This is a genomic window from Jiella flava, from assembly GCF_017349315.1.
GTDB classification, from domain to species: domain Bacteria; phylum Pseudomonadota; class Alphaproteobacteria; order Rhizobiales; family Rhizobiaceae; genus Jiella; species Jiella flava.
The window spans coordinates 75144-101919 of record NZ_JAFMPP010000008.1; the positions used below are offsets into that span (position 1 = coordinate 75144).

The 26776-nt window shown below is 64.0% G+C and carries 23 protein-coding genes and 1 tRNA gene; 13 read left to right on the plus strand and 11 right to left on the minus strand.

The window, feature by feature from the left end; all coding sequences use genetic code 11:
- Positions 1-113: 113 nt before the first annotated feature.
- Positions 114-650, minus strand: a complete 537-nt coding sequence (gene hpt, locus J1C48_RS18925) for a hypoxanthine phosphoribosyltransferase (protein WP_207257855.1) — start codon at positions 648-650, stop codon at positions 114-116.
- Complete coding sequence (locus J1C48_RS18930) at positions 647-1468, minus strand: hypothetical protein (protein ID WP_207257856.1); 822 nt, start codon at positions 1466-1468, stop codon at positions 647-649. Before J1C48_RS18930 ends, hpt begins: the two co-directional genes overlap by 4 nt.
- Positions 1469-1533: 65 nt before the next feature.
- Between J1C48_RS18930 and ftsE the strand changes: the two genes are divergently transcribed.
- The 4 genes from ftsE to J1C48_RS10825 all read left to right on the plus strand — a co-directional run bounded on the left by ftsE (position 1534) and on the right by J1C48_RS10825 (position 5018).
- Positions 1534-2193 carry a cell division ATP-binding protein FtsE gene (gene ftsE / locus J1C48_RS10810; protein ID WP_207257857.1) on the plus strand — a complete coding sequence of 220 codons (660 nt, stop codon included), beginning with the start codon at positions 1534-1536 and terminating at the stop codon, positions 2191-2193.
- A 16-nt stretch (positions 2194-2209) separates the two neighbouring features.
- Entirely contained in the window at positions 2210-3175 is a 966-nt protein-coding gene (locus tag J1C48_RS10815; protein ID WP_207257962.1) for a cell division protein FtsX, read from the plus strand.
- Positions 3176-3423: 248 nt separating this feature from the next.
- Positions 3424-4146: a YdcF family protein gene (locus J1C48_RS10820; protein WP_207257858.1), complete on the plus strand. Its 723-nt coding sequence runs from the start codon at positions 3424-3426 to the stop codon at positions 4144-4146.
- 122 nt (positions 4147-4268) lie between these two features.
- Positions 4269-5018 carry a lysophospholipid acyltransferase family protein gene (locus J1C48_RS10825; RefSeq protein WP_231081703.1) on the plus strand — a complete coding sequence of 250 codons (750 nt, stop codon included), beginning with the start codon at positions 4269-4271 and terminating at the stop codon, positions 5016-5018.
- Between the two features lie 32 nt (positions 5019-5050).
- On the opposite strand, the gene J1C48_RS10830 is transcribed toward J1C48_RS10825, so the two are convergent.
- Positions 5051-5563, minus strand: a complete 513-nt coding sequence (locus J1C48_RS10830) for a gamma-glutamylcyclotransferase (RefSeq protein WP_207257860.1) — start codon at positions 5561-5563, stop codon at positions 5051-5053.
- 63 nt (positions 5564-5626) lie between these two features.
- On the opposite strand from J1C48_RS10830, the gene J1C48_RS10835 reads away from it, so the two are divergent.
- Positions 5627-6646, plus strand: coding sequence for a DUF2125 domain-containing protein (locus J1C48_RS10835; RefSeq protein ID WP_207257861.1), 1020 nt, complete (start codon positions 5627-5629; stop codon positions 6644-6646).
- A 99-nt stretch (positions 6647-6745) separates the two neighbouring features.
- Here J1C48_RS10835 and rpoH read toward each other — a convergent pair whose 3' ends face one another.
- From rpoH to J1C48_RS10860, 5 genes are all read right to left on the minus strand, one after another.
- Positions 6746-7648, minus strand: a complete 903-nt coding sequence (gene rpoH, locus J1C48_RS10840; RefSeq protein WP_207257862.1) for an RNA polymerase sigma factor RpoH — start codon at positions 7646-7648, stop codon at positions 6746-6748.
- 248 nt (positions 7649-7896) lie between these two features.
- A complete protein-coding gene (locus J1C48_RS10845; protein WP_207257863.1) occupies positions 7897-8805 on the minus strand; it encodes a dihydrodipicolinate synthase family protein in 909 nt (302 codons plus the stop codon).
- 75 nt (positions 8806-8880) lie between these two features.
- Positions 8881-10185 (minus strand): TRAP transporter large permease, encoded by a 1305-nt coding sequence (locus J1C48_RS10850; RefSeq protein WP_231081704.1) that lies wholly within the window; start codon positions 10183-10185, stop codon positions 8881-8883.
- Between the two features lie 10 nt (positions 10186-10195).
- Complete coding sequence (locus J1C48_RS10855; protein ID WP_207257864.1) at positions 10196-10714, minus strand: TRAP transporter small permease; 519 nt, start codon at positions 10712-10714, stop codon at positions 10196-10198.
- A 2-nt stretch (positions 10715-10716) separates the two neighbouring features.
- Positions 10717-11730, minus strand: coding sequence for a DctP family TRAP transporter solute-binding subunit (locus J1C48_RS10860; protein WP_207257865.1), 1014 nt, complete (start codon positions 11728-11730; stop codon positions 10717-10719).
- A gap of 205 nt (positions 11731-11935) precedes the next feature.
- Here J1C48_RS10860 and J1C48_RS10865 point away from each other — a divergent pair, with 205 nt between their 5' ends.
- Positions 11936-12607, plus strand: coding sequence for a GntR family transcriptional regulator (locus tag J1C48_RS10865; RefSeq protein ID WP_207257866.1), 672 nt, complete (start codon positions 11936-11938; stop codon positions 12605-12607).
- A gap of 234 nt (positions 12608-12841) precedes the next feature.
- On the plus strand, positions 12842-15523 hold the full coding sequence (locus J1C48_RS10870; protein ID WP_207257867.1) for an alpha-L-rhamnosidase: 2682 nt from the start codon (positions 12842-12844) through the stop codon (positions 15521-15523).
- Between the two features lie 124 nt (positions 15524-15647).
- On the opposite strand, the gene rhaI is transcribed toward J1C48_RS10870, so the two are convergent.
- Both rhaI and J1C48_RS10880 read right to left on the minus strand, forming a co-directional pair.
- Positions 15648-16940, minus strand: coding sequence for an L-rhamnose catabolism isomerase (gene rhaI, locus J1C48_RS10875; RefSeq protein ID WP_207257868.1), 1293 nt, complete (start codon positions 16938-16940; stop codon positions 15648-15650).
- 105 nt (positions 16941-17045) lie between these two features.
- Positions 17046-19145 (minus strand): bifunctional rhamnulose-1-phosphate aldolase/short-chain dehydrogenase, encoded by a 2100-nt coding sequence (locus tag J1C48_RS10880; protein ID WP_207257869.1) that lies wholly within the window; start codon positions 19143-19145, stop codon positions 17046-17048.
- Positions 19146-19356: 211 nt separating this feature from the next.
- Here J1C48_RS10880 and J1C48_RS10885 point away from each other — a divergent pair, with 211 nt between their 5' ends.
- The 3 genes from J1C48_RS10885 to J1C48_RS10895 are packed head-to-tail and all read left to right on the plus strand — an operon-like array spanning position 19357 to position 21753.
- A complete protein-coding gene (locus J1C48_RS10885; RefSeq protein ID WP_207257870.1) occupies positions 19357-20160 on the plus strand; it encodes a DeoR/GlpR family DNA-binding transcription regulator in 804 nt (267 codons plus the stop codon).
- 35 nt (positions 20161-20195) lie between these two features.
- Positions 20196-20336, plus strand: coding sequence for a hypothetical protein (locus tag J1C48_RS10890; RefSeq protein WP_207257871.1), 141 nt, complete (start codon positions 20196-20198; stop codon positions 20334-20336).
- 4 nt (positions 20337-20340) lie between these two features.
- Positions 20341-21753, plus strand: coding sequence for an FGGY-family carbohydrate kinase (locus tag J1C48_RS10895; RefSeq protein WP_207257872.1), 1413 nt, complete (start codon positions 20341-20343; stop codon positions 21751-21753).
- Between the two features lie 15 nt (positions 21754-21768).
- Here J1C48_RS10895 and J1C48_RS10900 read toward each other — a convergent pair whose 3' ends face one another.
- Complete coding sequence (locus tag J1C48_RS10900; RefSeq protein WP_207257873.1) at positions 21769-22782, minus strand: RluA family pseudouridine synthase; 1014 nt, start codon at positions 22780-22782, stop codon at positions 21769-21771.
- A 149-nt stretch (positions 22783-22931) separates the two neighbouring features.
- On the opposite strand from J1C48_RS10900, the gene J1C48_RS10905 reads away from it, so the two are divergent.
- The 3 genes from J1C48_RS10905 to J1C48_RS10915 all read left to right on the plus strand — a co-directional run bounded on the left by J1C48_RS10905 (position 22932) and on the right by J1C48_RS10915 (position 26770).
- On the plus strand, positions 22932-23297 hold the full coding sequence (locus J1C48_RS10905) for a DUF6476 family protein (RefSeq protein ID WP_207257874.1): 366 nt from the start codon (positions 22932-22934) through the stop codon (positions 23295-23297).
- Positions 23298-23398: 101 nt separating this feature from the next.
- Positions 23399-23474, plus strand: a tRNA-Glu gene (locus J1C48_RS10910).
- A gap of 518 nt (positions 23475-23992) precedes the next feature.
- Entirely contained in the window at positions 23993-26770 is a 2778-nt protein-coding gene (locus J1C48_RS10915) for a phosphoenolpyruvate carboxylase (RefSeq protein ID WP_231081705.1), read from the plus strand.
- Positions 26771-26776: the final 6 nt, after the last annotated feature.

Below are 26776 nucleotides of genomic sequence, written 5' to 3' on the forward strand. Positions count from 1 at the left end.
TGTGGTCGGGGCGGCCGGGTGGCTGAGAGATCGCCACATCGCAACCATCGACGTCGGATCTTCGGCGCGGCTTTTACGCGACGAAATCGCTGATCCGCAAGTCGTTAGGGTCGTCAATCGACCACATGACCGATAAAGGGCAGCTCACGAAAGGCGTGGCCGACATCCATGCCGTAACCGACGACGAAGTGATCCGGGCAGTTAAACCCGATGAAATCGGCTTCGATCTCGGCCTTGCGGTGGCCCTTCTTGTCGAGCAGCACCGCCAGTTCGACATCGCTGGCGCCGCGTTGCCGAAGAAGCGTCTCGGCAAATTTCAGTGTGCGGCCGGATTCGAGGATATCGTCGACGAGCAGCACCTTACGGCCTGCGACGTCGGCATCGATGTCGCGCAGGATCTTGACCTCGCCTCCTACGGTGCCGGCGCCATAGCTCGACAGGGAGATGAATTCGACTTGCGGCGCAACGCCTGCCCTGTGCAAGGCGCGGATGAGATCGGCGGCGAAAACGAAGGCGCCTTTCAGCACCGAGACGACCACCAGATCCTCTCCGGCGGTTCGTGCGATTTCCCGCGACAGCCGATCGACTTGCGTGGCAATAGCCTCGGCACTGAAAAGAACGTCGATCGTGCGGTCGCGGATGGTGATCACAGGTCGCCTTTCATTGCGCTGCCGACAAATCCGATGCGCACGGTTCCGTTCGCATCTTCCGGCATGGCGATCTTCGAGATGAAGTCGAGGGTTTGACCTGCCGGCAGTTGGGCGACACTGGTCTGAAGCGTACGCGAGCGCAAGCCTTGTTTGGGATCGGCAAAGCTGATTTGAAGCGGTGGAATGGCCGCGGCGGATCGTCCGGGATTGGCGATGCGGCCGGAGATCTCCAGCATCTTGCGGTCGCCATGCTGCTTGAGACTGGCTTCGACGGTGCCGAGCTGGACGGCATATTGCGGCTCGTCGACGACGGTTGCCGCGATCGGCGTTTTCGGAAAGGCAACCAGCAGAGCCGGCACCAGTGGCGCGCCGACAGCAACGGCTGCCGCAAGTACCGCGAATCGGCCGGTTGCGAGGCGTTGCCAAGGCGGCGTTGAGCCGGGCAGGGTTCGGTGATTGGCGTCAGCGTGGGGATCTGTGTGGTTCTTTGCCGACTGGGGCGTGTCTGCGGCCGAGCGGCGGCGTTGCCCGAAGTCTCTCGTCGGACTATCGGCGGCGGGGATGGCAGATCGTGCCGCGCTCTTGTCCAGGCTGCGGCGCGCCGTGACCTCTGCGACGCCCTCGATACAGGGGGTGCCGGGGGCGAGAGGCGGGCCGGATCCGATCACGGTACCGGGCGAAAGGGCGCTGTCGTCTTGCCTGCGCATGTGCTTCTCCGCTCGTTCATCCAGCAAGCGGTAAGGAAACATGGTTAACGAGCAATGAATCTGGCGTTGCTCGGCTGCAGGCGGCGGGAAGACGCTGTCGGTGACCGTCAATCGGCCATCTTGCTGCTGCAAGGGCATTGCGACGCGGCCAACACGCAAAAGCGGGGCATTCAGGGTTGATACGGTTCGAAAATGTCGGTCTGCGCTACGACATGGGCCCGGAAGTCTTGCGGGATCTGACATTCGAGATCCGCCGTCAGTCCTTCCAGTTCCTCACCGGCCCGTCCGGTGCGGGCAAGACCAGCCTGTTGCGCATGCTGTTCTTGGCGCTGCGGCCGACGCGCGGACTGATCACCGTCCTCGGCAAGGACGTCGCGACGCTGTCGCGCAAGGATCTGCCGTCGATCCGCCGGCGCATCGGTGTGGTGTTTCAGGATTTCCGCCTGCTCGACCACATGACGACCTATGAGAATGTCGCGCTGCCGCTGCGGGTGCGCGGCAAGGAAGAGCACGAATACCGCCAGGACGTGATCGATCTGATCAAGTGGGTGGGTCTGGGCGAGCGTCTGCATGCTTTGCCGATCGTCTTGTCGGGCGGCGAGAAGCAGCGTGCGGCTATCGCTCGGGCGCTGATCGACCAGCCGGACATCTTGCTCGCCGATGAGCCGACCGGCAATGTCGACGCGCCGCTCGCCCGCCGGCTGTTGCGCCTGTTTCTTGAACTCAACCGCTCTGGAACCGCAGTGGTCATCGCCACCCACGATCTCGGCCTGATGGATCAGGTTGATGCGCGACGGCTGATTTTGTCCGATGGTCGGCTGGAGATCTATGACTGACGTGGCTTTGCGAATGATGGACGCGCGCGCTTTCCTGATCCGGACCTTTCACGCGCTTCGCGGCGACCGGCAGACGCCGATCGTGCCGCCGGGAAATGTCGCGGGTCGGGCGCTCACAACGGTTATCGCCATCATGACCTTCCTCGCGGCGTTGACCGTTGGCGCCGTCAGCCTGGTCTCCGACACCGCCGCACGCTGGGAAAATGACATTTCCGATGAGATCACCATTCAGGTGAAGCCTGCCGACGGGCTCGACATGAAGACGGCACTCGAAACCGTGCGCCAGATCGCGCTGCAGACGCCGGGGGTACGCGGAGCTTCGATCCTCGACCAGACGGCGACCAGCCAACTGCTCGAGCCGTGGCTCGGCAACAATATCGATTTCAAGGAATTGCCGGTGCCGCGGCTGGTGATCGTCCAGATCGATTCCGGCAGTCCGCCGAATTTCGCCTTCATGCGCGACGAATTGCAGGCGGCGGTGCCGCAAGCCCAGCTCGACGATCACCGCGCCTGGGTGTCGCGTCTGGTGGCGATGGCGCGGGCGATGGTGCTGATCGGGCTATTCATTCTCAGCCTGGTCGTCGTCGCAACGGTGCTGACGGTGATCTTCGCGACGCGCGGTGCGATGTCAGGCAACCGCCAGATCGTTGAGGTCCTCCATTTCGTCGGGGCGCGGTCGAGCTTCATTGCACGGGAGTTTGAGCGGCATTTCCTTCGGCTCGGGCTGATTGGCGCCTGCGTTGGTGGCATTTTGGCGATGATCGTGTTCTATCTGGTCGGCGCCTTGACGCAGAGCAACCGGCTGACCCCCGAAGCGGACCAGATCAGCGCTCTGTTCGGCTCCTTCACCATCGGTTGGAGCGGCTATGTCGGGGTTCTCGTGCTGCTGATCGTCGTCGCCGGGCTGACGGCGCTGACCTCTCGGCTGACGGTGACGCGGCATCTCGCCGAGATCGACATGATCTCGCCGGTCGAAAGTTAAGGCATCGTTCACCATGTTGGTCGAGTGTTCGCCGTCTCACTTGCGATGCAATCGGTTGCTTTTGTTGCGATGATGAGCAGTCTGGAAAACTGTCAGTTCCACAGAGGAAGCGGGATCGGGACGCAATATCGGGTCCGGGCGATGATCCGTTCGGCCGCTGGCACAATGAAGCCTTTGGAAGGCTCTAACAATGAAATGGCCGCGATGGTGCTCAGCCCCAAGCGGCCGTGAGGCGATGCGGAGACGGAATGACCCTAGCGGCCGGCCAGGACTATGGTATTTCACGGCTTTCGCGCGACGTGCGGAAGACTGAGACGCTGCGGCCGAAGGGGCAGCTCGGCAAGAGGTTCCTGGTGTTTTTGGCGCTGGTTGGCGTTGCCGGCTATCTGATCGGCGGCTTCTGGCGCTTTACCGACGAGGTTGATCGACTGTCGAACCTGCCGCCGGTGGGCAAGGCCGACGGCATCGTCGTTTTGACCGGTGGGGCAATGCGGATCGAATACGGTCTGCGCCTTCTGCGGAGCGGCCATGGCCGTCGATTGTTGATCAGCGGCGTGCATCCGGGGACCAGCGCCGCGACACTGGCTCGGCTGACGGAGACGGATAAGGCGTGGTTCGACTGCTGCGTCGACATCGATTATGTCGCGGCCGATACCATCGGCAACGCCGAAATGGCCGGGCGCTGGGCGCAAAAGCACGGCTATCGCGATCTGATCCTGGTGACCAGCGACTATCATATGCCGCGTTCGCTGGTGGAGTTCGATCGCATTCCCAATATCCGCTCGGTCAAACCCGTGGCGGTTCGCCGCGCCGGTTTGTGGAACCGCGACAGCCTGCCGACGGTGTCAGGCCTGCGGCTGCTTTTGACCGAATATGGCAAGGTGCTGGCGACGCGCATTCGCGGCGTTCTCGGCATGGCCCCCCAGGACTTCGAGCCGCAATCCCGCTTCGCCAGTCTGAGCGAGCGCTGACGGAGCGTTTTGCGCCGCCACCTGATGGTGCGGCTTTACCTTCACAAGGCGAGAGCCTTATGAACGCGGGCAGCGGCTCGGCGAATCGCAAACGGCCGCTTTCGCCGAGGACCTGTCCGCCCATGACGTTTTTGCGTTCCCTTGCGTTCAACATCCTGTTCTACGGCAATCTCGTCATCCAACTGTTGTTCTGGTCTCCGGTCTTTTTCGTCGTCGGCGAGGCGACGGGATGGTGGATCGTGCGCAACTGGGCGCGCTCCAGCCTCTGGCTTCTCAAGGTTGTCGCGGGCACGAACTCGCTCTTCACCGGTACCGAGAATCTGCCCGACGGCGGCGCCATAGTCGCCTCCAAGCATCAGTCGTTCTGGGAAATCCTGGCGCTGCTCGTTGTCGTCGATCGGCCAACCTTCATCTTGAAGAAGGAGCTGCTCAGCATTCCGCTCTTCGGCAGCTTTGCCCGCAGGATGCAGATGATCCCGGTCGATCGGGCCAAGCGCGGCGGCGCCGTCGCGGCCATGATGGAAGGGGCGCGGGAGGCTGTCGAGAACGGCCGCCGGATCATTATCTTTCCCGAAGGCACCCGCACTAAGCCCGGGGCCGAGGTGGAATATCGCCAGGGCGTGTTTCGGCTTTATGAGGGGCTGGGGTTGCCGGTGGTGCCGGTGGCGCTGAATTCCGGCATCTATTGGTCGCGCAACAGTTTCATCAAGCGGGCCGGCACGATCCATGCGGCTTTTCTGCCGACAATCGCGCCGGGCGCCGATCGGCAGGCATTTCTTGGCGGCTTGCGCGCGTCGATCGAAGCGCACAGCCGCGAGCTGTTGAAGGAAGCCGCCGCGCGGGACGGTCTCGGTCCGTTGGCCGGGGCCTGAGAGCGGCCGGCGAGGCGCGGCGAGGATCACGCTCAGAGCCGGGAGACGACGTCCTGCAGCCAGCGGTCCTTCAGCCCCATGGCGGCAATTTCCTCGTAGGCGCTGGTCACGTAGTCGACATTCGGGCCGGACTGGCCATGACTGCGCGCCACGATCGCAGCGGCTTCGGCCGGGGCGATCTTGCCGGCATATTGGCTGTGGCCGCGATCGACGACGTAGCAGACCGCATGGACCGCGCGGCCGTCGGCAAGGCGGACCGGCAGAATCAATTCCCGGTAGACATTGGTGACGAGCTCCCGCGCTCTCAGATAGGCTAGGGTTTCCTCGCGCAGCGAATCGTCGACGCGGAATGCCATCCCGACGCAGGAGCCGCCGCGATCGAGTCCGAAAACCAGACCCGGCCGATCCGGTGTCCCACGGTGAACATAGGAATGGACGCAAAGCGCGCGATGATATCCGGCCAGTCTTGCTTTTGTGCGTTCCACATAGTCAAACCCGGGACGCCAGATCAGCGAGCCGTAACCGAACACCCAGAAGTCTCTCATTGCCCCTCTTCCACGCCGCAATTTTTTTCCGGCAAAACCGGTTCCGTGTAAAAGGATAACGGGATGGCAGCGTCAAGCGACAGCCCTTCCAAGGCCCGCCGTGCTCTGATCGGCGTCGCCGTCATCGTCGTGCTCTTGATCGCGGCGTTGTGTGGGGCCTGGTTCTACCTCGCTGGACGGCTGGATCGGGAATTGGCCCGGGTGGTCGAGACGGCCCGCGAGCGCGGCATTGATGTCGAATGCCCCAACCGCGACGTTTTCGGCTTCCCGTTCCGACTCGGCTTTCGCTGCGACGCGATTTCGGTGGATCGGCCGGACGCGGCCGTGCGCGCTTCGGCCGGGGCGATCCGCACCGCAGCGCAGATCTACCGTCCGAACCGGCTGGTCGGCGAACTCGACGGCCCGCTGAAACTCGAAATACCGGCGGCGCCGCCGCTCGACATGCGCTGGTCACTGGCTCAGGGCTCGGCGACCTTCTGGACCACCGGGCTCGACCGCGTCTCGCTGATCTTTGATAATCCGCAGATCGCCCTGTTGGAACCGGCGAACGACATCGCACCGCTCAGCAACGCCGCCCATGCCGAAGCCCATGCCCGGCGCCGGGACGGCAATCTCGATATTTTCACGCTGCTGCGGGGCGGGCGCCTCCTGTGGCCCGGCGCGCCGACGTTGCCGCCGCTCGATACCAGTGCGGATCTGACCATCGACGGGGCCGGGACCTGGCTGTCTGGCGCCGCGCGTGGCCTGACGGGACGCGAACTTTTCGCCAACCGGCCCGTGTCGCTTCGCTCGCTGATGATCAAGATGGGCAGCGCTGACGCCGATCTCAGCGGCGACTTCAGCTTCGACGACGAGGGTCGTCTGAACGGCAAGTTCAAGCTTGCGATTCAAAACCCGAAGGAAATCGCCAAGCTGATCGGCATCGTCGCGCCGAAACTGAGAGATATCGCCGCGGCGGTGGCGTCGGCCGTTCCGATGGCTGGCCAGCAGGTGGACGGTCGCACCGTGATCGAGCTGCGGGCGCGCAACGGCATTCTCGCCGTCGGCATTTTCCCGATGGGCAAGATCCCCTCTTTGCGCTGAGAGGGGCGGCCGCCGTGATGTCTGGACCAACGGTCGCAACAAAAAAAAGCCGGGGCGTCGACCCCGGCTCTCCTCCGTCGTTTGACGATGCCTCGATGCTCACGCCCCAACCGGCGTCAGCGCCTGATCGGCGGCCGCGGCCTTATCGCGCACAGCCTTTTGGACCTTTTCAAACGCCCGCACCTCGATCTGGCGGACGCGCTCGCGCGAGATGTCGAACTCGCCGGACAGCGCTTCGAGGGTGAGCGGGTCTTCGGCGAGACGGCGGGCTTCGAAGATCCGGCGCTCGCGATCGTTAAGGACGCCCATTGCCGAGCGCAGCATGTCGCGGCGCTGATCGTATTCGTCCTGGCGCACCAGCACATCTTCCTGGGAGTCGGAATCGTCGACCAACCAGTCCTGCCATTCGCCCGATTCACCTTCTGTCGCACGGATTGGCGCGTTGAGCGAAGAGTCGCCGGACAAGCGGCGATTCATCGACACGACCTCCTCCTCGGACACGCCGAGGGTGGTGGCGATGTGATTGACCTGATCAGGACGCAGGTCGCCCTCGTCGAGCGCCTGAATGCGGCTCTTCATCTTGCGGAGATTGAAGAACAGCCGCTTCTGATTGGCGGTCGTGCCCATCTTGACCAAACTCCAGGAACGAAGAATATATTCCTGAATCGAGGCTTTGATCCACCACATGGCGTAGGTCGCCAAGCGAAAACCGCGCTCGGGATCGAAGCGTTTGACGGCTTGCATCAAGCCGACATTGCCCTCGGAAATCACTTCGCCGATCGGCAGGCCGTAGCCGCGATAGCCCATCGCAATCTTGGCAACGAGCCGGAGGTGACTGGTGACGAGCTTATGCGCTGCCTTGCGGTCGTCATGCTCGGCGTAACGCTTCGCCAGCATGTATTCCTCCTGCGGTTCCAGCATGGGAAACCGCCGGATCTCTTCGAGATAACGAGTCAGTCCGCCGTCGCCCGACGAAATCGTCGGAAGATTCATCTGGGCCATGTTGGTGCGCCCTCCATCGCTTGAATTCGGCCGCTTCGCGTGAAAGCCAGCCAGGGTGCGGGCCGCTGTCGCCAACCCACATCCGCTCGATATGGTGATTGTGCAACGGGATTGCACGTCTCCCAACCGCTTTCGCCATGACAATGTTGCAATGTCGAAATGATCTTTTGGTGATCGAGATGCCGTCCGGGGACGCCGGAGTGTCGCGATTTCAAATGGAAGTATAATGAACGCTCCCGCCGTTGGCGTTACAGCATTGGGCGCAGCACTTGGTCGATGATCTCGTCGGCGCGGGCCGGGTCGGCGGCGACGTTCGGTGCGCGCATGGCGGCGAGACCGGGCTCGTCGAAGAGTTTGGCTGCGAGCGCCTTGATCATCGCGGTGCCGCCGTTTTCGATGACCGCGACGACGAGGGCGTTGATGCCGGCGTTGGCTGTGCCTGTCTCATGGGTGGCTCGAACCTGGGCAGGCACGAGATTGGCAAGACCACTGATCGAGCCGCTGCCGCCGAGCGAGGCGGCGCCCGCAAGCAGGCGCTCGTCGCCGATCATGACCGACAAATCGCGGGCCTTCAGGAACCCCTGTGCGCCGCTCCAACTGCCGGAGCTGTCCTTGACGCCGCGAATGGCCGGGCCGAAGCGATCCTTCAAGCGACGCACCAGCGCCGGCGACAGCGGCGTGCCGGTGACCTTGGGGATATGGTAGAGGATCAGTTCGACCGACGCGGCGTCGAGCCGCTCGATGAGCGCGCCAAACCAGGCTTCGAGGCCGGCGTCGGGCACGCCTTTGAAATAAAACGGCGGGGTGGCGAGGAAGCGGCGGATGCCGCGCTCCAGCCCGTCCCGGGCCTGGCTTGCCGCGTCTTCGGCCGCGGTCGCACACAGGCACAGGGTGACCGCCTCGGCGGCAACGCCGGCGTCGAGCACGCCGTCGATGAGTTTTGCGCGTTCTGCACGGGTCAGGCTCGCGCCTTCGCCGGTCGTGCCGCATAAGGTGACGCCTTCGGCGCCGGCGGCGATGACACGGGCGGCCTGACGCCCGCCGGCCGCAGCGTCAAGGGCGCCATCCCGGGTGAAGGGCGTGATCAGCGCGGCGGAAATGCCGAAGGGCTTGGCGTTCGCGACATTATCGTTGATTAAGGTGTTAGACGGATGCATGGCAGACTCCGTGGAAAACGGCCCCGGCGCTCGTTGCCGGGGAAAGCTGAGAGGGCGGCGCGATCGTTCTGAGCGTCAGAGCATGCCGGCTGCGCGGGGCAGCCAGAGTGACAGAGCCGGGACGTAGGTCAGAAGCGTCAGCATCGCGACGAGGATCGCCAGGAAGAACCAGCTCTCGCGGATCAGTTCGGCCAGCGGAATGCCGTTCAGCGCCTTGATGATGAACAGCAAGATTCCGTAGGGCGGGGTGATTAGCCCGATCATCATGTTGAACACCAGGACGACGCCCAGATAGACGAGGTCGATCCCCATCGCCGCGGCAGTCGGGATGAATAGGGGCGTTACGACCAGCATGATCGTCGAGACGTCGAGAATGCAGCCGAGCAGCAGATAGAGGATGTTGAGCAGCAGAAGGAAGGCCCAGGGCTGCAATTGCAGCTGCTGGAACAGCGCCGAGACCGTCTGCGGGACCTGCTCGATGGTGACGACATAATTGAAGATGAAGGCGCCGCACAAAACAATCGTGACGACGGCGGTGGTCTCGACGGTCTCGCGGACCACGTCGATGAAGCTCGACAACCCAAGCGCCCGATACGCGAAGGCTGCAAGCAGGATGGCGTAAAGGGCCGAGACGGCCGCGGCCTCGGTCGGAGTGAAGGCGCCCGAATAGATGCCGCCGAGCAGGATGACCGGCATGAACAGTGCGGGCAGGGCGCGCAGCACGATCACGGGCAACATCGCCAGAGCCACCGGTGCCTCGATCGGGAAGCCGCGCACCTTGGCCATGATCGCCACGGCGATGCCGAGAACCAGGCACAGGAGCAGCGCCGGCACGACACCCCCGAGGAACAGCGCGCCGACCGAAGTCGACGAAATCAGCGCATAGAACACCATCGGGATCGACGGCGGAAAGATCGGACCGACCACCGCCGACGCGGCCGTCATCGCTCCGGCAAATCCGCGCGGATAACGGTTTTCGCGCATCATCATATCGGTGATGATCTTGCCGACCCCCGCCGCATCGGAAATGGCCGAGCCGCTCATGCCGGAAAAGATGAGGCTCGTCAGAATGTTGACCTGAGCGAGCCCGCCCGGCAGCCGGCCGACCAGCGCCAGCGCGAAGTCGAGGAGCCTGTCCGAGATCTTGCCGGCATTCATGATGTTGGCGGCGAAGATGAACAGCGGTACGGCGAGCGCGACGAAATTGCCGAAGATGCCGTTAAGGACATTTTCAGCCGCAAGGCTGACATCCTGGCCGGAAAGAAACAGGTAGAAGATGCTGGCGACGATCATCGCGATGCCGAAGGGCAGACCGGTGATGGTGATCGTCACCATCAGGACGAGCATGATCGCGAAGGCGTAGTGGCCGAGAAACTCCACGTCAACGCTCCTAGATCTGATCACGCCAAGAGGGGCCGAAAAGCTGGATCAACCGCCAGAACCCCTGGATTGCAAAGCCCGCGATGAACAACAGATAGCAGCCATAGACCAAGTCCATCGGGATTCTGAGCACGGCGCTTTTGCGGCGCGCCATGAAGGTGAGATAGTCCCAGGTATAGGGCACCAGCAGCGCGAAGGCGGCGATGACCGCGACCATCGAGATGACGCTGAAGACGCGGCGCGTCTCCGGCGATACGATGTCGTAGACGACGTCGAATGACACATGCTTGCGGATCGGGACGGTAAAGGCCGCAGACCAGAACACCGCCCAGATGAAGCTGATCATCACGAATTCCTGGGTCCACAGCAGCGGTGCGTTGAGCACGTAGCGATAAAAGACCTGGACGAGAAATCCCATGAACGCGCTGAGGAACAGCGCTACGCCGATCCAGTCGGCGACGCGCTTGGCCATGGTGCCCAGCCAAGCGAGAGCGCCGGCGGAACCGGACGACGGAGCGCCTTTGGTCATTGTCAGTTCTTCTTCGACGCGTCAGCCTTGGGCGCCATGGCGTTGATCTGGTCAACCCAACCACTGGTCCATTGCTTCGAGCGATCACTGTCGAGATAATATTTCTGCACATGTTCGCGGAAGGCGCTGATATCCGGATTCGTCACCGCCAGCCCCTTCGACTTGAAAAAGTCGACGAGCTTGTCCTCTTCGGCCTTGCGCTTGGTGTCATTCCATTTGCAAGCGGCATCCGCGGCGTTCTGCACAGCCGCCTTCTGACTGTCGTCCAGCTTGTTCCAGACGTCTGCACCGATCACCAGATTGATCGCGTCGACCAGATGCTTGGTCATGGTGATCTGCTTGGTGACTTCGTAAAACTTCGCTGCATAATCGGTCGGCAGCGGGTTGTCCTGCGCGTCGATCGTACCGGTCTGCAGGCCGAGATAGACGTCGCCGAAGGGCATCGGAACCGGATTGGCGCCAAGCGCCTTGCCCATGAAGAGCCACGCATCGGAGTCGGGCATCCGCATTTTCACGCCCTTTAGATCGTCGGGCGTGTCGACCTTCATCTGCTTGCGCAGATTCAACTCGCGGGTGCCGAGATAACAGGGGGCGAGCAGGCGGATATTCATCGCCTGCTCGACATCGGCCTTGAACTGATCGCCGAGCTTGCTTTTCATGAAGTCGTCGTAGTGTTGCGCGCTGCGGAACAGATAGGGCATCGTCAAGAGCCCATATTGCGGCAGCTGGTCGGCAATCAGCTGGAACGACAGATAGGTCATCTGCAGGTTGCCGCGCTCGACCGCGTCGGTGTCCGCGCCTTGTTTGAACAGCGATCCCGAATCGTAGATCTCGACGTTGAACTGACCCGGTGCCGCCTTTTCCAGATCCGTTTTGAACATCTTGAGCGCCTGGGTGTGGATGTCGCTCGGAACGCTCGGGACGCTGATTTTCAGGTCGATCGGCGCCGCATTTGCGGACAGGCTGCCCGCCAGCATAGCGGCACCGACGGCCAGAGCCAGAATCGCTTTTGACATGGATTGTCCTCCTCCTTCTCCCAAAGGTCGACGCCGCCGCGGGAGCCGACATCGGACGGCGCGGAGTGTTGCCTCATTTTTTCGCTTATGCAAGACTGATTGTATCAGTGATCCGATTTTTGAGGCCACCAGATGAGCGAGGGGGGAACGCTCTTGAGGATTCCCATCTCGTTAATCTCCGGCGGATGCGGGCTTGGGGGGCGTGATGGCGAAAGTCGAAGCCAGAACCGGTGATGGCAAGAATCAGCGCATGGCCGCCTATGATCGGTTCGTGGACGCGTTGCGTTCGGGCACGCTGACGCTCGGACAGATGATCACCCAACGCGAGCTTGCCGCCGACCTCGAACTGTCGGTGGGCGCGTTGCGCGAACTTTTGCCGTTGCTCGAATCCGAAGGTCTGATCCAGGTGCTCAACCAGCGCGGCATTCTTTTGCCGGCGATCGATTTGAAGATGATTCGCGAGACCTTCCAGTTCCGTCTGGCACTGGAGCGGGAGGCGGCCTCGACGGCTGTCGAGACCATGCCGGACGAGACGATCGAGGCGCTCAGATCAGCCCATCGCACCATGATGGATGAGATTCGGCGGGACAGTTCGGAGACGGTGCTGGTGCGAGCCGAAGGGATCGACCGGGCGATGCATGCCGCGTTGATCGCCTCGACCGGCAATGGCCTGCTGCAGCGGATCTACGAGACCAATGAGACGCGCATGCGGCTGATCAATCTCTATCGCCATGCGCTGACCGCGCAGGCGACGCTGGACGCCTTCGCCGATCATCTGGCGGTGATCGAGGCGCTTGGCAAACGCGATCGGGCAGGCGCGATGGCGGCGATTGAACGCCACATCCACAACGCCCGCAACCGCGCAGTTGCGCTTTAGCGCGCCGGTTGTCCGCCGGCACGCACAAAGGACGCGCGATCTCATTCAGTCGACGTGTCGGGCTTGCCGAAAATCGTTCCGATGTTCGGGCCGATGCTGTAATCGCCGAACATGCAGGGCTGATCGATGGGGTGAGCCAAGGTGCGCGGCGTGCGGTGGATGCGCCAATGACGTAGAGCCGCAATCGCGGACGGGGAAATTGGCAACGATGCACGAGGATTTGGGGGTTGGATTTTGCGCAAAATCTCAGAGCGATTGCGCGCCGTCAGGCTGCGCTGCGAACATCTGGCCGAACCGGCGGGGCTGAACCGCGCAGCGCCGCGTTTTGACTGGTCGCTTGAGGGCGTGGCCGAGCGGCAGAGCGGATGGCGACTGATCGTCGGTCAGGATCGGGACGCCGTCGCGGCAGGCGAGGGCGCTTTCTACGACGGCGGCCGACGCGAGGGCGACGCCTGTGCGGCGCACTGGGATGGGCCGGCGCTGCCCTCGGATCGGGTGTTTTGGTGGAGCGTCGTCGTCTACGACGATCGCGGCGATCCGGCACCGCCCGCATCGCCCGCTCGGCTCTTCACCGGCCTGCCGCATGAGGAGTTTTGCGCCGCCTGGATCGCCCGCTATTTCGTTCTGCCGGCGGGGCGCGAGGTGCCGAGCGAAGACAGCTACGACAATCGGTTTCAGGCCCGACCGGCCGATTATCTGCGCCGCGAAATCACGCTGGCTCAAGCGCCGCTGCGGGCGACCGCCTATGTCACTGCCCTTGGCCTTTACGAGTTGCGGATCAACGGCGCAAAAATCGGCGACGCGGTGATGGCTCCGGGCTGGACCGACTATCATCGGCGCATTGAGTATCAGAGTTTCGACGTCACCGATCGTTTGAGGGCGGGGGCCAACTGCATCGGCGCGATTCTCGGCGAAGGCTGGTATTCTGGCCGCGTCGGCCACAACCAGCGGCGCGCTGGCAATCATTATGGTGGCCGGCCGGCTTTCCTCTGCCAGATCCATCTCGAGTTCGCCGACGGCAGCCGGCGGATCGTCACCAGCGATGGCAACTGGCTGACGGCACGCGGGCCGATCCTTTACAGCGATTTTCTCGTCGGCGAGGCTTATGACGCGCGGCGCGAGCGCGATGGCTGGGACAGGCCCGGTTATGACACGGCCGATTGGCAGCCGGTCGAAGTGTTCGAGCCGGAACCGGCCGCCCCGCGGCTGGAGGCCGCCCGTATGCAGCCGGCACGCGAGGTGGCGCGGCTGCCGATGCATGAAATGCATCGGATCGACGATGAACTGATCTTTGACACCGGCCAGAACCTGGCGGGCTATGTCCGCCTGACAGTCGAGGCGGCAGCCGGCACACGCTTCGTTCTGCGCCATGCCGAGCGTCTCGACGTCGACGGTCGGCTTTACACCGAGAATCTGCGCTATGCGGTGTCTGAGGACATCTATGTCGCGCGGGGCGGCGGGCGCGAGATGTTCTGCCCGCGCTTCACCTTTCATGGGTTTCAGTTCGTCGGTGTCAGGGTCGAGGGACAGGGCGAACTGGTCTCGATCAAGGCTTGTGCGATCCAGACCGACACGCCCTGGACGGGCGTCATCGAGACCGCCAACCCGATGCTCAATCGGCTGATCGCCAATATTGAATGGGGTCAGCGCAGCAACTTCCTGTCGGTGCCGACCGACTGCCCCCAGCGCGACGAGCGTTATGGCTGGAGCGCGGACGCGCAGATCTTCTGGCGCACGGCGGGCTTCAACGCCGATATCGCCGCCTTCCTGACCAAGTGGATGGAGGATTTGATCGACGGCCAGTCGCCGCAGGGCGCGTTTCCGGATGTCGCACCGACCAAGCCTCTCAATCCCTACCGCCTGACCCCCCAGCCCGGTGCCCCGGCCTGGGGCGACGCGCCGATCATCCTCGCCTGGCACCACTGGCTGCGCTATGCCGACCGTGATCTCGTCGAACGGTGCTGGCCGCATCTTTGCGCCTGGATGGATTATATCGCCGCCAAAAATCCCGATGGGCTCCGGCTCAACCGGGTGCACAACAATTACGGTGACTGGTTGAATGTCGACCAGAAGACCGATCCGGGCCTTGTCGCCACGGCCTACTGGATTCATCTCGCCGATCTGATGGCCCGGCTTGCCGATGTGCTCGGCCGCGACCGGGCGCGTTGGACGGCCCTCGGCGTGCGGCTTCGGGCGGCGTTCGAGGCGCGCTACGGCCCCGACGACGCGGGCCGGCTGACCAGCGACACCCAGACGGCCTGTCTGCTCGCTCTCGATTTCGACCTGTTGCGCGACGACGCGGCCCGACAGGCGGTGGCGGCCCGGCTCGACGCGCTGCTCGGTGAGGCCGGCCGGCATCTGCGCACCGGCTTCATCGGCGTGCGCCATCTCTGCCCGGTGGTCGCCGATTATCTGAGCCTCGAGCGTGCGGTCGATCTTCTTCTGTGCGAATCCTATCCGTCCTGGGGTTTTTCGATCCGCCAGGGGGCAACGACGATGTGGGAGCGCTGGGACGGCTGGACGCCGGAGAAGGGCTTTCAAAGCCCGGCGATGAATTCGTTCAACCACTATTCCTTCGGCGCGGTCGGCGAATGGATCTGGTCGCGCATCGCCGGCATCGACTGGTCGAAGGAGAGGCCGGGCTTCTCCCATGTTCAGATGCGCCCGATCTTCGACCGGCGCATCGGCCGGGTTGCCGCCCGCTACGACGCCGCGCGTGGCCGGATTGAAAGCCGCTGGCGGATCGAGGGCGATCAGGTGACATGGCTGATCAGTCTGCCGCCGTCGACAACGGCCGAGGTCACGTTGCCGGAGGGGCTCGATGCGATTGAGCTCGACGGGCGCGCCGCCAATGCGGCGTTCCCCCTGGGACCGGGGCAACATGAGGTTCGCGGACGGTTAATGACGGCTGGGTGATCCGCCGACGGGGATGACCCCGCTTTAAAGCCGGACGCTGGCGCGCGCAGATGCCTTGCGGCCAAGCGCTACGTTTGAGCCGACCAAGCCATCACCCAGCCTGCCATCCGGCTGCCCCTGTTGCTCAGACGATGCCGCCGCCGAGGCTTGTCGATTGCGGCCGTTCGGCGGCGACCTTGGCGCGGTAGCCGGCCGCCCGGTAACACGGGACCGGCGCGATGGCGCCGCCGGCGTCGAGCCGGGCCTTGGCGAGAATCGGCTCGACATCGGTGCGAAACGCCTGCTTCAGCGTTTCGCTCGCCATCAGTGCGTCGTTGTCGTCCTGAAAAGCGGCAAGCGCCACGCGGTCGACGATCAGCGCCTGAGCATAGGCGCGCTGGACCTCCATGGCGCTGGTCATCAGGCTTTCGATCGGATCGGTGACATTGTGTGACTGATCCAGCATATGCGCTGGATCGAAACCCTTGGCGCCGCGTGTCTCCGCGTCGACCAACTCGTTGAAAACCAGGAACAGTCGGTAGGGATCGATCGCGCCGGTATCGAGGTCGTCGTCGCCATATCGGGAATCGTTGAAATGGAAGCCGCCAAGCTTGCCGAACTGGACGAGCCGGGCGACGATCATCTCGATATTGACGGTCGGCGCGTGATGGCCGAGATCGACAAGGCAGAAGGCCTTGGGGCCGAGTTCCTGAGCGATCAGATAGTTCGTGCCCCAGTCCTGGACGACGGTCGAATAGAAGGCCGGCTCGAAGATCTTGTGCTCGGTAAACACCCGCCAATCGTCGGGCAGGTCAGCATAGATTGCCCGCATCGATTCCAAATAGCGCTCGAAACTGCGCGTAAAGTGGCTCTGGCCGGGGAAATTCGAGCCATCGCCGACCCACACCGTCAGCGCCGTTGAGCCAAGCGCCTTGCCGATCGCGATGCATTCGAGATTGTGTTCGATCGCCTGGTTGCGGGTGGCGGAATCGCTGTGGGAGAGTGAGCCGAACTTGTAGGAGTGCGACTGACCCGGCTGATCCTGGAAGGTGTTGGAGTTCATCGCGTCGAAGCGCAGGCCGAGAGTTGACGCAGTGTCGGTGAGTTCGCCAAGATCATCGACCTTGTCCCAGGGAATGTGCAGCGAGACGCTAGGGGTCGCCCGGGTCAGCGCCTGGATGACGGCGCAGTCGTTCAGCTTGTCGAAAATGTGCCGGGGCTCGCCGGGTCCGGGAAAGCGCGCGAAACGCGTGCCGCCGGTGCCCACCCCCCATGAGGGGATCGCGACGCCGTAAGCGGCGACCTTTTGCCTGATCGCCTCGATATCGACGCCGCGGCGGGCAAGCCGCTCGCCGAGCGCTGCATAGTCGGCATCGAGCGCCGGACGACGCTTGGCGTTGTCGGCTTCGATCACGGTCGCGGCGATCCGCTCACCCATGGCTGTCCTCCTCAGCAGATGCAGGCATTTGGGCGGGTGGTCCCGCTCTCTGTTTCAGGTCTCAGCAACGGGCCGAACACGGGGGTCGATGGTCGGCCCGCTCATTCAGCGGGTGAAGGCCTGGGCGTTGCCGGCGTCGACATTGACGATGTTGCCGGTCGATTTCGCCGACATGTCGGAAACGAAGAAATACACCGCTTCAGCGACGTCGTCGGGCAAGACCGACAGTTTCAGCAGCGAGCGCTTGCGATAATGCTCCTCCAACTCGTCGGGAGCCATATTGTAGGCGGCGGCCCGCTGGGCGCGCCACTCGCCGGTCCAGATCTTGGAGCCGTGCAGAACCGCATCGGGATTGACGGTGTTGACCCGGATGCCGAATTCGGCGCCCTCCAGCGCCAGGCAGCGGGCGAGATGGATCTCGGCGGCCTTGGCCGTGCAATAAGCCGAAGCGTTGGGCGAGGCGGCAAGGCCGTTCTTGGATGCGATGAAGACGATCGCACCGCCGCTCGCCTGCTGCTTCATCAGCCGGAAAGCCTCGCGCGTGACGAGAAAATAGCCGGTGGCGAGGATGCCGATATTGCGGTTCCACAGCGACAGCTCGGTCTCATCGATCGGAGCGGAGGACGAGATGCCGGCATTCGAGACCAGAATGTCGAGGCCGCCAAATTCCACCGCCGCATCGGCGAAGGCCGCCGTCACGGCGTCTTCCAACGTCACGTCCAGCGCCAGCGCGCGCACAACATCCTTGCCGAAGCTTGCCGATAGCTCGGCCTTGGCGGCCTCCAGCGTCTCGCGGTCGATGTCGGCGAGGACGACGCAGGCGCCGTCGCTCGCTAGCCGCCGGGCGGTCGCCTTGCCGATGCCGCCGGCGCCGCCGGTGACGAGCGCCACCCGACCCGCAAGCGGCTTGGGCTTCGGCATGCGCTGGAGCTTGGCCTCTTCGAGCAGCCAGTATTCGATGTCAAAGGCTTCCTGCTCGGGCAGGCCGCGATAGGCCGACACCGACGAGGCACCGCGCATCACATTGATGGCGTTGACGTAGAATTCTGCCGAGATGCGCGCGGTCGCCTTGTCGCGGGCAAAGGTGATCATGCCGACGCCGGGGACGAGATAGACGACCGCGTTCGGATCGCGCAGCGCCGGACTGTCGGCATGCTTGCAGCGCTCGTAATAGGCCTCGTAGTCGTCGCGATAGCGCGCCAGCGCATCGCCGAGTCCGGCGATGGTTTTCTCCAGATCGGGCTGTTGCGGGTCGAAATCGACGATGAGCGGCCGGATCTTGGTGCGCAGGAAGTGATCGGGGCAGCTGGTGCCCATCGGCGCCAGGTGTGTGAGTGCATTCGAATTGACAAACTGCAGCACCGCCTCGCTGTCGTCGAAATGCCCGACCTTGCGCTCATCGACACCGATCATGCCGCGAATGACCGGCATCAGGCGGGCGGCGACGGCACGGCGCTCGGCCGCCGGCAGGGCGCGGAGTTTTTCGCCGCCGAACACCGTACCCTCGACGCTCTCCTCGAACCAGGCAATGGCGCGGTTGATGATTTCGATCGTCGTCTCGTAGCAGGCCTCGGCGGTGTCGCCCCAAGTGAACAGGCCGTGACTTTCAAGAATGACGCCGTCGGCGTCCGGGTTCTTCTCGCAGAACTCGGCGAGCCACAGGCCGAGTTCGTAGCCGGGACGTTTCCACGGCAGCCAGCCGATGCGCGGGCCGAAGATCTTGTTGGTCAGCGCCTCGGAATCGGCCGACGCGGCGATCGCGATGATCGCGTCGGGATGCATATGGTCGACATGGGGCTTCGGCACATAGGCGTGCAGCGGCGTATCGATCGAGGCGGCGCGGGCGTTGAGGTTGAAGGTGCAGTGCGGCAGGTAGCCGACCATCTCGTCTTCACGCTCGACGCCGCGATAGAGCCCCTTCAGCGCCCTGAGCTTCTCCATGTAGAGGGTGGCGAAGCCGTCCATCTTGATGGTGCCGACGTCGCCGCCCGATCCCTTCACCCACAACACCTCGACCGTCTCGCCGGTCAACGGATCGGGCTGCATCACCTTGGCCGAGGTGTTGCCGCCGCCGTAATTGGTGATGCGCTTGTCGGAGCCGAGCAGATTGGAGCGGTAGAGCAGCTTTTCCGGCTCGGTCATCGCCGCCGCCTGGCCGGCGTCCCACAGATTGGCGAGGCGCGACGGGGTGGGCTGGTCGAGCATGATGAATCCTTCCGGGCGATGTCGTGACGGGGGAGCGCAGGCCGCGTCATGAGGCCCTGCGTCGCGCGTGCATTTTCGCCGCTTCGCGATCGATGTCAATCATAAACAATCATAATCAATCACATTAAGTTGCCTTATGAAAGTTTATGAATGAACTTGATTGACGCCATTCATTTTTGATGGAAGGTTCGCGGCTCAATCGGAGGTGTGAATGCACGAAAAAGAGCGCCATCGCATCATTCTGTCTGCCGTTCAGGACAAGCCGGTCGTCACGGTCGCCGCACTCGTCGATCTGACCGGCAGCTCGGAAGCGACGATCCGGCGCGACATCGCGGCGCTGCATGTCCAGAAGCGGCTGCGGCGGGTGCGCGGCGGGGCGGAATCCTTGAACCCGCCGCAGTTTCCGGGGCTTGCCGGCCGGCCCTTCAGCGTCAATGAAACGATCAACATCGCCAGGAAGCGGGCGATCGCCAAGCGCGCCGTTGAGATGTGCGAGGACGGCCAGCCGATCATCATCAACGGCGGTACAACGACCTTTCAGATGGTGCATTTCCTTGCCAATCGCCGGCTGCAGGTGTTTACCAACTCATTTCCGATCGCCGAGCATCTGCTGAAGCACTCGAAGAATTCGGTGATGCTGCCGGGCGGCACGATCTATCGCGAGCAAAACATCGTGCTCAGTCCCTTCGACAACGACGTGACGCGCAATTTCTATGCGCGGCAGATGTTCATGGGGGCGCAGGGGCTCGGGCCGCTCGGGCTGATGGAGGCCGATCCGTTGTTGATCCAGGCCGAGCAGAAACTCATCGACCAGGCCGATGAGCTGATCGTGCTTGCCGATTCGTCGAAATTCGAGCGCCGCTCCAGCCTGATTTTATGCCGGCTCGACCGGATCGGCACGGTGATCACCGACAGCGACTTGGCCGACAGGCATGCCACGATGCTTGAAGCGGCTGGGATAAGGCTTGTCGTTGCACCGATCGAAAACCGGGAGACGGCCATATCGACCGCTTGAGGAGGCGGTCCAGATGTCGGGCAGGGAGGAATTCGATGCAGCGTCTGATTCTGAAGCGACAGCTGGTCGCGACCGGTGTTTTTGCGGCGATGACCGTCGCCGCGCGGGCCGCCGGTCGAGCCAAGATGGCGCTGGTCGCTAAGAGGCGACGAACTGCCGTCTTTCCCATGGAGTGAGGCGATGACGTTCGAGCGCGTGGCCGTCATCGACATCGGCAAGACCAATGCCAAGGTGGCGCTGGTTGATCGGACATCGCTTTCGGAGGTCGCCGTCCGAAAGATCCCGAATGGCGTGGTCGAAGCGCCGCCTTATCCGCATGTCGCCGTCGAGCGGCTGTGGGCCTTCATCCTCGATAGCCTGTCGGCGCTACAGGCCGAGTGTGGCGTTGACGCGATCGCGGTGACGACCCATGGCGCCTGCGCAGCGCTGCTTCGGGCGGATGGCGAATTAGCGCTCCCGATCCTCGATTACGAGCATGCCGGACCGGAGAGCCGGGCCGCCGACTATGACGCGCTTCGCCCGGATTTTGCCGAGACCGGCTCGCCGCGTCTGCCGGCCGGCCTCAATCTTGGCGCACAGCTTTATTGGCAGCAACAACGCTTTCCGGATCGCTTTGGCGCGGCGCGGGAGATGCTCACCTATCCGCAATATTGGGCCTATCGCCTCACCGGTGTCGCGGCCGCGGAGGTGACCTCGCTCGGCTGCCACACGGATCTCTGGGAGCCGGGCCGGAACCGCTATTCAAGCCTCGTCGATCGGCTGGGTTGGCGCCGCCTGATGCCGCCGCTGCGTCATGCGCGCGATGTGCTCGGGCCGATCCGGCCTGAGATTGCGACCGCGACCGGCCTGAAGGCAAACTGCCCGGTCGTCGGTGGCATTCATGATTCCAACGCATCGCTCTTGCCGCATCTCATGTGTGAGGCGCGCCCCTTCGCCGTGGTCTCCACCGGCACCTGGGTGATCGCCATGGCGGTCGGGGGAGACGACGTCACGCTCGATCCGCGCCGCGATACGCTGGTGAATGTCGATGCTGACGGCCAGCCAGTGCGCTCGGCCCGCTTCATGGGAGGGCGCGACCATGCGCGGGCCATTGGCGCGGCCGAGGCACGTTACGGGCTGGACGATCTTGCCGCTGTCGTGGAGCGCGAAATCATGCTCCTGCCGGCGATCGAAGGCGGGATCGGACCGTTCGCCGGACGGAGCGGCGGCTGGACGGTGCCGCCTGAAACCCTGTCGGCGGCTGAGCGGGCAGCGGCGGCGGCACTGTATTTGGCGTCCATGACGGTGACCTGTCTCGACATGATCGGTGCAGGTGGGACAATCGTCGTCGAGGGCTCGTTCACCGGCGATCCGATCCTGCTGGCGCTGATTGCGGCATTGAGCGGACGAAAGGTAAAAGGCGCCGAAGCGCAGACGACGGGCACGAGCATCGGCGCGGCCATGCTGGTCGCTGCCGGTCCCAAGGTATCGGCCGTCGAGGCCCGCGGTCCGGAGGCGCTGGGCGCGCTGCTGCCGGCGGTCCGGGCTTATGGGCAACACTGGGAGACGGCGGTCACGCGGGACATGGGCGCGCTCTACTCGGTCGGCGCCTGAGAGAACCGTGGGGGTTTAGCCGATCCCGGCCGCGTCGAGCGGAATTGCCAACGCCGCGCAGAGTGCTCGCATGTCTGCCGGCAGCGGCGTGGTAAAATGCATCGGCTGATCGGTCTCGGGGTGATGAAAGCCAAGCTCGGCGGCATGTAGCGCCTGCCGGCTAAACCGCTCGACACCGGCCCGAGCCTCCGGTTCGAGGCGTGCCGCCTTGGTCTTCATGCCGACGCCATAGAGCGGATCGCCGACCAGCGGATGGCCGATATGGGCCATGTGGACGCGGATCTGATGGGTGCGTCCGGTTTCCAGCCGACAGCGGATCAGGGCGGCCTCGGCGCTCGCCGTGCCAGTTTTCCAGGTGGCGTAATGGGTGACGGCGTGGCGCGCGTCGGCGCGGCCCTTGGGCACGACGGCGCGCTTGATGCGGTTGGTCGCCGAGCGGCCGAGCGCGGCGTCGACGCTGCCGGCCGGCGGCGTCGGCGTGCCCCAGACGACGGCAAGATAGGTGCGTGTCAGCCGGCCGTCGCGGCCATGGGCGGCAAATTGCTCCGACAGGCTGCGATGGGCGATCTCGGTCTTGGCGACGACGAGCAGGCCGCTGGTGTCCTTGTCGAGGCGATGGACGATGCCCGGCCGTTTGACCCCGCCAATACCGGTCAGGCTTGGCCCGCAATGGGCGACGAGGGCGTTGACGAGCGTGCCGTCCGGATTGCCGGCGCCCGGATGCACCACCAGTCCCGCCGACTTGTCGACCACCAAGATGCTGGCGTCCTCGTAGACGATAGATAGGGCGATTGCTTCCGGTTTCGGCTCGGCTTCCTCGGGTGCGGGCAGGGCGAGTTCAACGCTTTGGCCAGCGCTCAGCTTGTGCTTGGCGCCGCTCGCGGGCGTTTCGTCGACCCGCGCGTGACCGGCCTCGATCAGCGCCTTGATGCGACTGCGCGACAGGGCGCCGGCGACCGCGCGCGCGAGAAAGACGTCGAGTCTTTCGCCGGCATCCGGCTCGGCGACGATGAAGCGTCTTGTCTCCATGCTTTCAAGCCTTGTAGGACCAGCCGGAACGAAGCGGCCGGTGCAATGGGGCGCGGTGCGCGGGCGGGGGCGACAGGCGACGATTGCCGCGCCCAGGGAACAAGGGGCGGCCGCGACGGGCGGCGGGCTCCTGTGTGAAAGGACATGTCATGACGCGCGGCATTCAGAACGAGGTCGAGGACGAAAAGCCGCTCGACCCGGCGGCGGAACGCCTGCGCCGCAAGATGGTCCGGCTGCTGGTGGTCTCGGTCGGCATCATGATCGTCGGCGTTATGGCGGTGCTCGGAGTCGTTGTCTACAAGACACTGCCGAAGCATGGCGGTCTCGGCAGCACCATTGCCACGATTCAACTTCCGGCGGGCGAGGAAATAGTTGAGGTTTCGGCCGATGGCGACCGCGCGCTGATCCGCACCAAGGCCGGCGAGACTATCCATCTTTACGTGGTTTCGCTGCCGGACGGAGCGATCCTCAAGCAGCTGAATATAGCCCGCACCGGCAGCACGTCCGGCAAGTGAGCCGGCACCAAGGCGGTGTCACCAAAGCTTCGAAAAAGCCCTTGCGTTCGGTCGTCAGAGCCTCTAAGAGACCCACCACCGGCGCCGAGCGCTGGCTGAGTGCTCCCATCGTCTAGCGGTCTAGGACGCCGCCCTCTCACGGCGGAAACAGGGGTTCGATTCCCCTTGGGAGTACCATTTTTTCCAATCAGATCGGCGCGGGACGTCTCTTTAAGAGATTGAGACGTCGGTGTGTCTTTGCCTCAGCCCAATCGGCTTGGCGAGGGGATCGGTCGCCGTTAGAGCGGAATGCGATAAACTGGAATCGCCATTCCGCTCTAAGCCATTGTTTTGCCGCATGATGTGACCCGAAAAGTCATGCAACTTTTCGGCACCATGCTCTAACCGGGCCTTCCTGCCGCGATCATGTGTTCGCGGCCGAACCCCGCATGGCGCCTGCATTGCAAGGCGGTCGGACCGCGCGCGCGGCGTCGTTCGATGGAAAGGCAAAACCGCTCTCGGCTTTTCTTGAAGGCAATCCCGGATGCAAGCCCGTGTCCCCTTTGGGTGGCATTGAGCTGATCGAGAACCGCCGGCACCCGGTTTTTGTCCGATGGAGTAGCGCCCACCCTGACTTTCGGGCACCAAATTTCATGCGATCAGCGGTGGTGCGCCGTGACCTTGAGATTATCCTGCGAAGTCGGGAGGTCGAAGACATGTCACAACAAACCTTGGTTCATGCATCCCCCCTGCCGGCGTCGCCGCCGCTGGACGGGCTGGACGGCGTCGCCGAGACTTCGCTGACGCCGCTCCCCGACACCTTCTCCATGGCGAAGGACACGCTCGATCTGTTGCGGTCGCTGCTGATCGAGGTCGGATGCAACCTGCTGCCGGAAATCGAGGATCTTCTGTCGGGCCGGCTCTCGGTCGACGCGGTCCCCGAGACGCGGCGCTTTCTGGCGTTGCAGAGCTTCGGCGTCTGGCATCAGCTGGTCGCGATTGCGATGGAGTATGAGGGTGCGCAGTATCGCCGCCGCGAGGAGCGAGCCGGCCGGGCAATGATCGGCACCTTCGCCGACGTCATGCGGCGGGCGGAGGCACATGGCATCGGTCAGGAGGCGGTGAAGGCGGCGCTGTCGCGGCTGCAAGTGCAGCCGACGATGACCGCTCATCCAACCGAGACCAAGCGGGTGACGGTGCTCGAAATTCACCGTCGGATCTATCGCCGGCTGACCGAGCTGCGCACTCGCGACTGGACGCCGGATGAGGTGCGCACGCTGACGGCGGCGTTGCGGGCGGAGGTCGAGGTGCTCTGGCTCACCGGTGAACTGAGGCTCGAAAAGCCGTCGGTCGCTCAGGAGATCGACTGGGGCATCCACTTCTTCGACGAGGTGCTCTACGAGGCGCTGCCGACGGTGGTGAACAATCTCGGCCAGGCTCTCCAGCATTCTTATGGCGTCGATGCGCCGGAGACCTGCCTTTCTTTCGCCTCCTGGATCGGCGGCGACCGGGACGGCAATCCATTCGTCACGGCCAATGTCACCCGCGCGGCGCTGAAGCGCTATCGCGAGTCGGCCCTTGCCTCCTATCGGCCGATTCTTGGCCGGCTGGCGGCGGATCTGTCGATCGGCGTCAGCGTCGTCTCCTTCTCGCCCGCCTTTCGCACCGCCCTGGAGGAATTGCTCGCTCAATGCGGCGACGAGCGGTTGGAGATCGAACGGCGCAATGCCGGCGAGCCATTTCGCCAATATGCCGCGGCGCTGGCCTGCCGGCTCGAGGCGACGATTGCGGCCGACCGGGGCGAAGCGCGCCCGGCGGCACCCTTCGTGCGCGCCGCCGAGTTGCTGCGGCTCGTGCAGGCGCTTCGCCAGGCGCTGGAAGAGATCGGCGCGCCGGCGGTGGCCAAGCGCAAGGTGCTGCCGCTGGAGCGGCGGCTGCGGATCTTTGGCTTCCACACCGTGGCGCTCGACATTCGCCAGAATGCGACCGTGGTCAACCGCTGTCTCGCCGAAATCCTCTCCGCCCTCGAAGGCGCGCCGGTCGCCGCCGACGGCAGTCCGGCTTGGCTGGACCGGTTGACGGCGGCCCTCCGCGGGCCGGCACCGGAGCTTTCCGGCTTGACGCTTTCGGACGAGACCCGCGATCTTGTCGCGCTGTTTCAACTGGTTGCTGAGGCGCGTCGGCACGACCCCGCCGCGATCGGCGCCTTCATCCTGTCGATGACCACATCGGCGGCGGATCTGATTGCGGTCTATCTTTTGTCCGAATGGTGCTCGGGCGGGTTGTCGAACATCACCGCGCCGCTGCCGATCGTGCCGTTATTCGAGACCATCGACGATCTGCGCGCCGCGCACGACATCTTGGATGCGATCTTTTCCAACCGGATCGTGCGCCGGCTTCTGCGCGAGGCGGGTGACCGGCAGGAGGTGATGCTTGGCTATTCCGACAGCAACAAGGATGGCGGCTTCTTCACTTCCAACTGGGAGCTGGCCAAGGCACAGGTCGCGCTGAAGCGGGTCGGCCGCAAGCATCGGATCGACGTCTCGTTCTTCCACGGCCGGGGCGGCTCGGTCAGCCGAGGCGGCGCCCCCGCCGGTCGGGCGATCGCAGCACAGCCGAACGGTACGGTCGAGGGGCGGATGCGGGTGACCGAACAGGGCGAGATCGTCTCGGCGAAATTCGCCAATCGCGGCACGGCTCTGACCATGCTGGAGCGGCTCGTCGGCGCCGTCCTCGACCACACGCTGCAGCCGCCGGACACCGCCCGGCCGGACGAGATCGGCGAGGACAAGGAGGCGTTCGAGGCGCTCTCCGGTCTCAGTCAGGTGAAATATCTCGATCTGGTGCGCATGCCGGGCTTCATCGACTATTTCAATGAGGCAAGTCCCGTCGAGGAGCTAAGTCTTCTGAAGATCGGCTCGCGGCCGGCCCGCCGCTTCGGCTCGGCGCCGCAGAATCTCTCCGATCTCAGGGCGATTCCCTGGGTCTTCGCTTGGAGCCAGAACCGGCACATGCTGACCGGCTGGTATGGAATCGGCACGGCGCTCTCCTCCTTTACCGGCGTGCGAGGCGAGTCCGGCCGGGCGCTCTTGAAGAAGATGTATGGCACATCGCCGCTGTTCCGGCTGATCATCGATGAGGCCGAGAAGCTGCTGTTCCAATGCGATCTGACCATCGGCCGGCTCTATGCCGATCTCGTCAGCGATCCGCAGACCGCCGACACGGTGTTTCGGCAGATCGAGGCGGAGGCACGGCTGACCGAGGAGATGATCCTGTTCCTCACCGAGGAGGATCGACTCGCGTGGCGCTTTCCCGAATTTCGCGCCCGCGCCGATGGCATGCGAGCTCAGATGGACGGCCTGCACAGGCTCCAGGTGGATCTGTTGCATAAGGTCCGGGCGAGCCGGGAGAGCGACGCGGCGCGGCCGGAGGACGTCGACGCGCTGCTGATGACCATCCACGTCATTTCCGGCGGTCTGGGATGGACAGGATAACGGAGG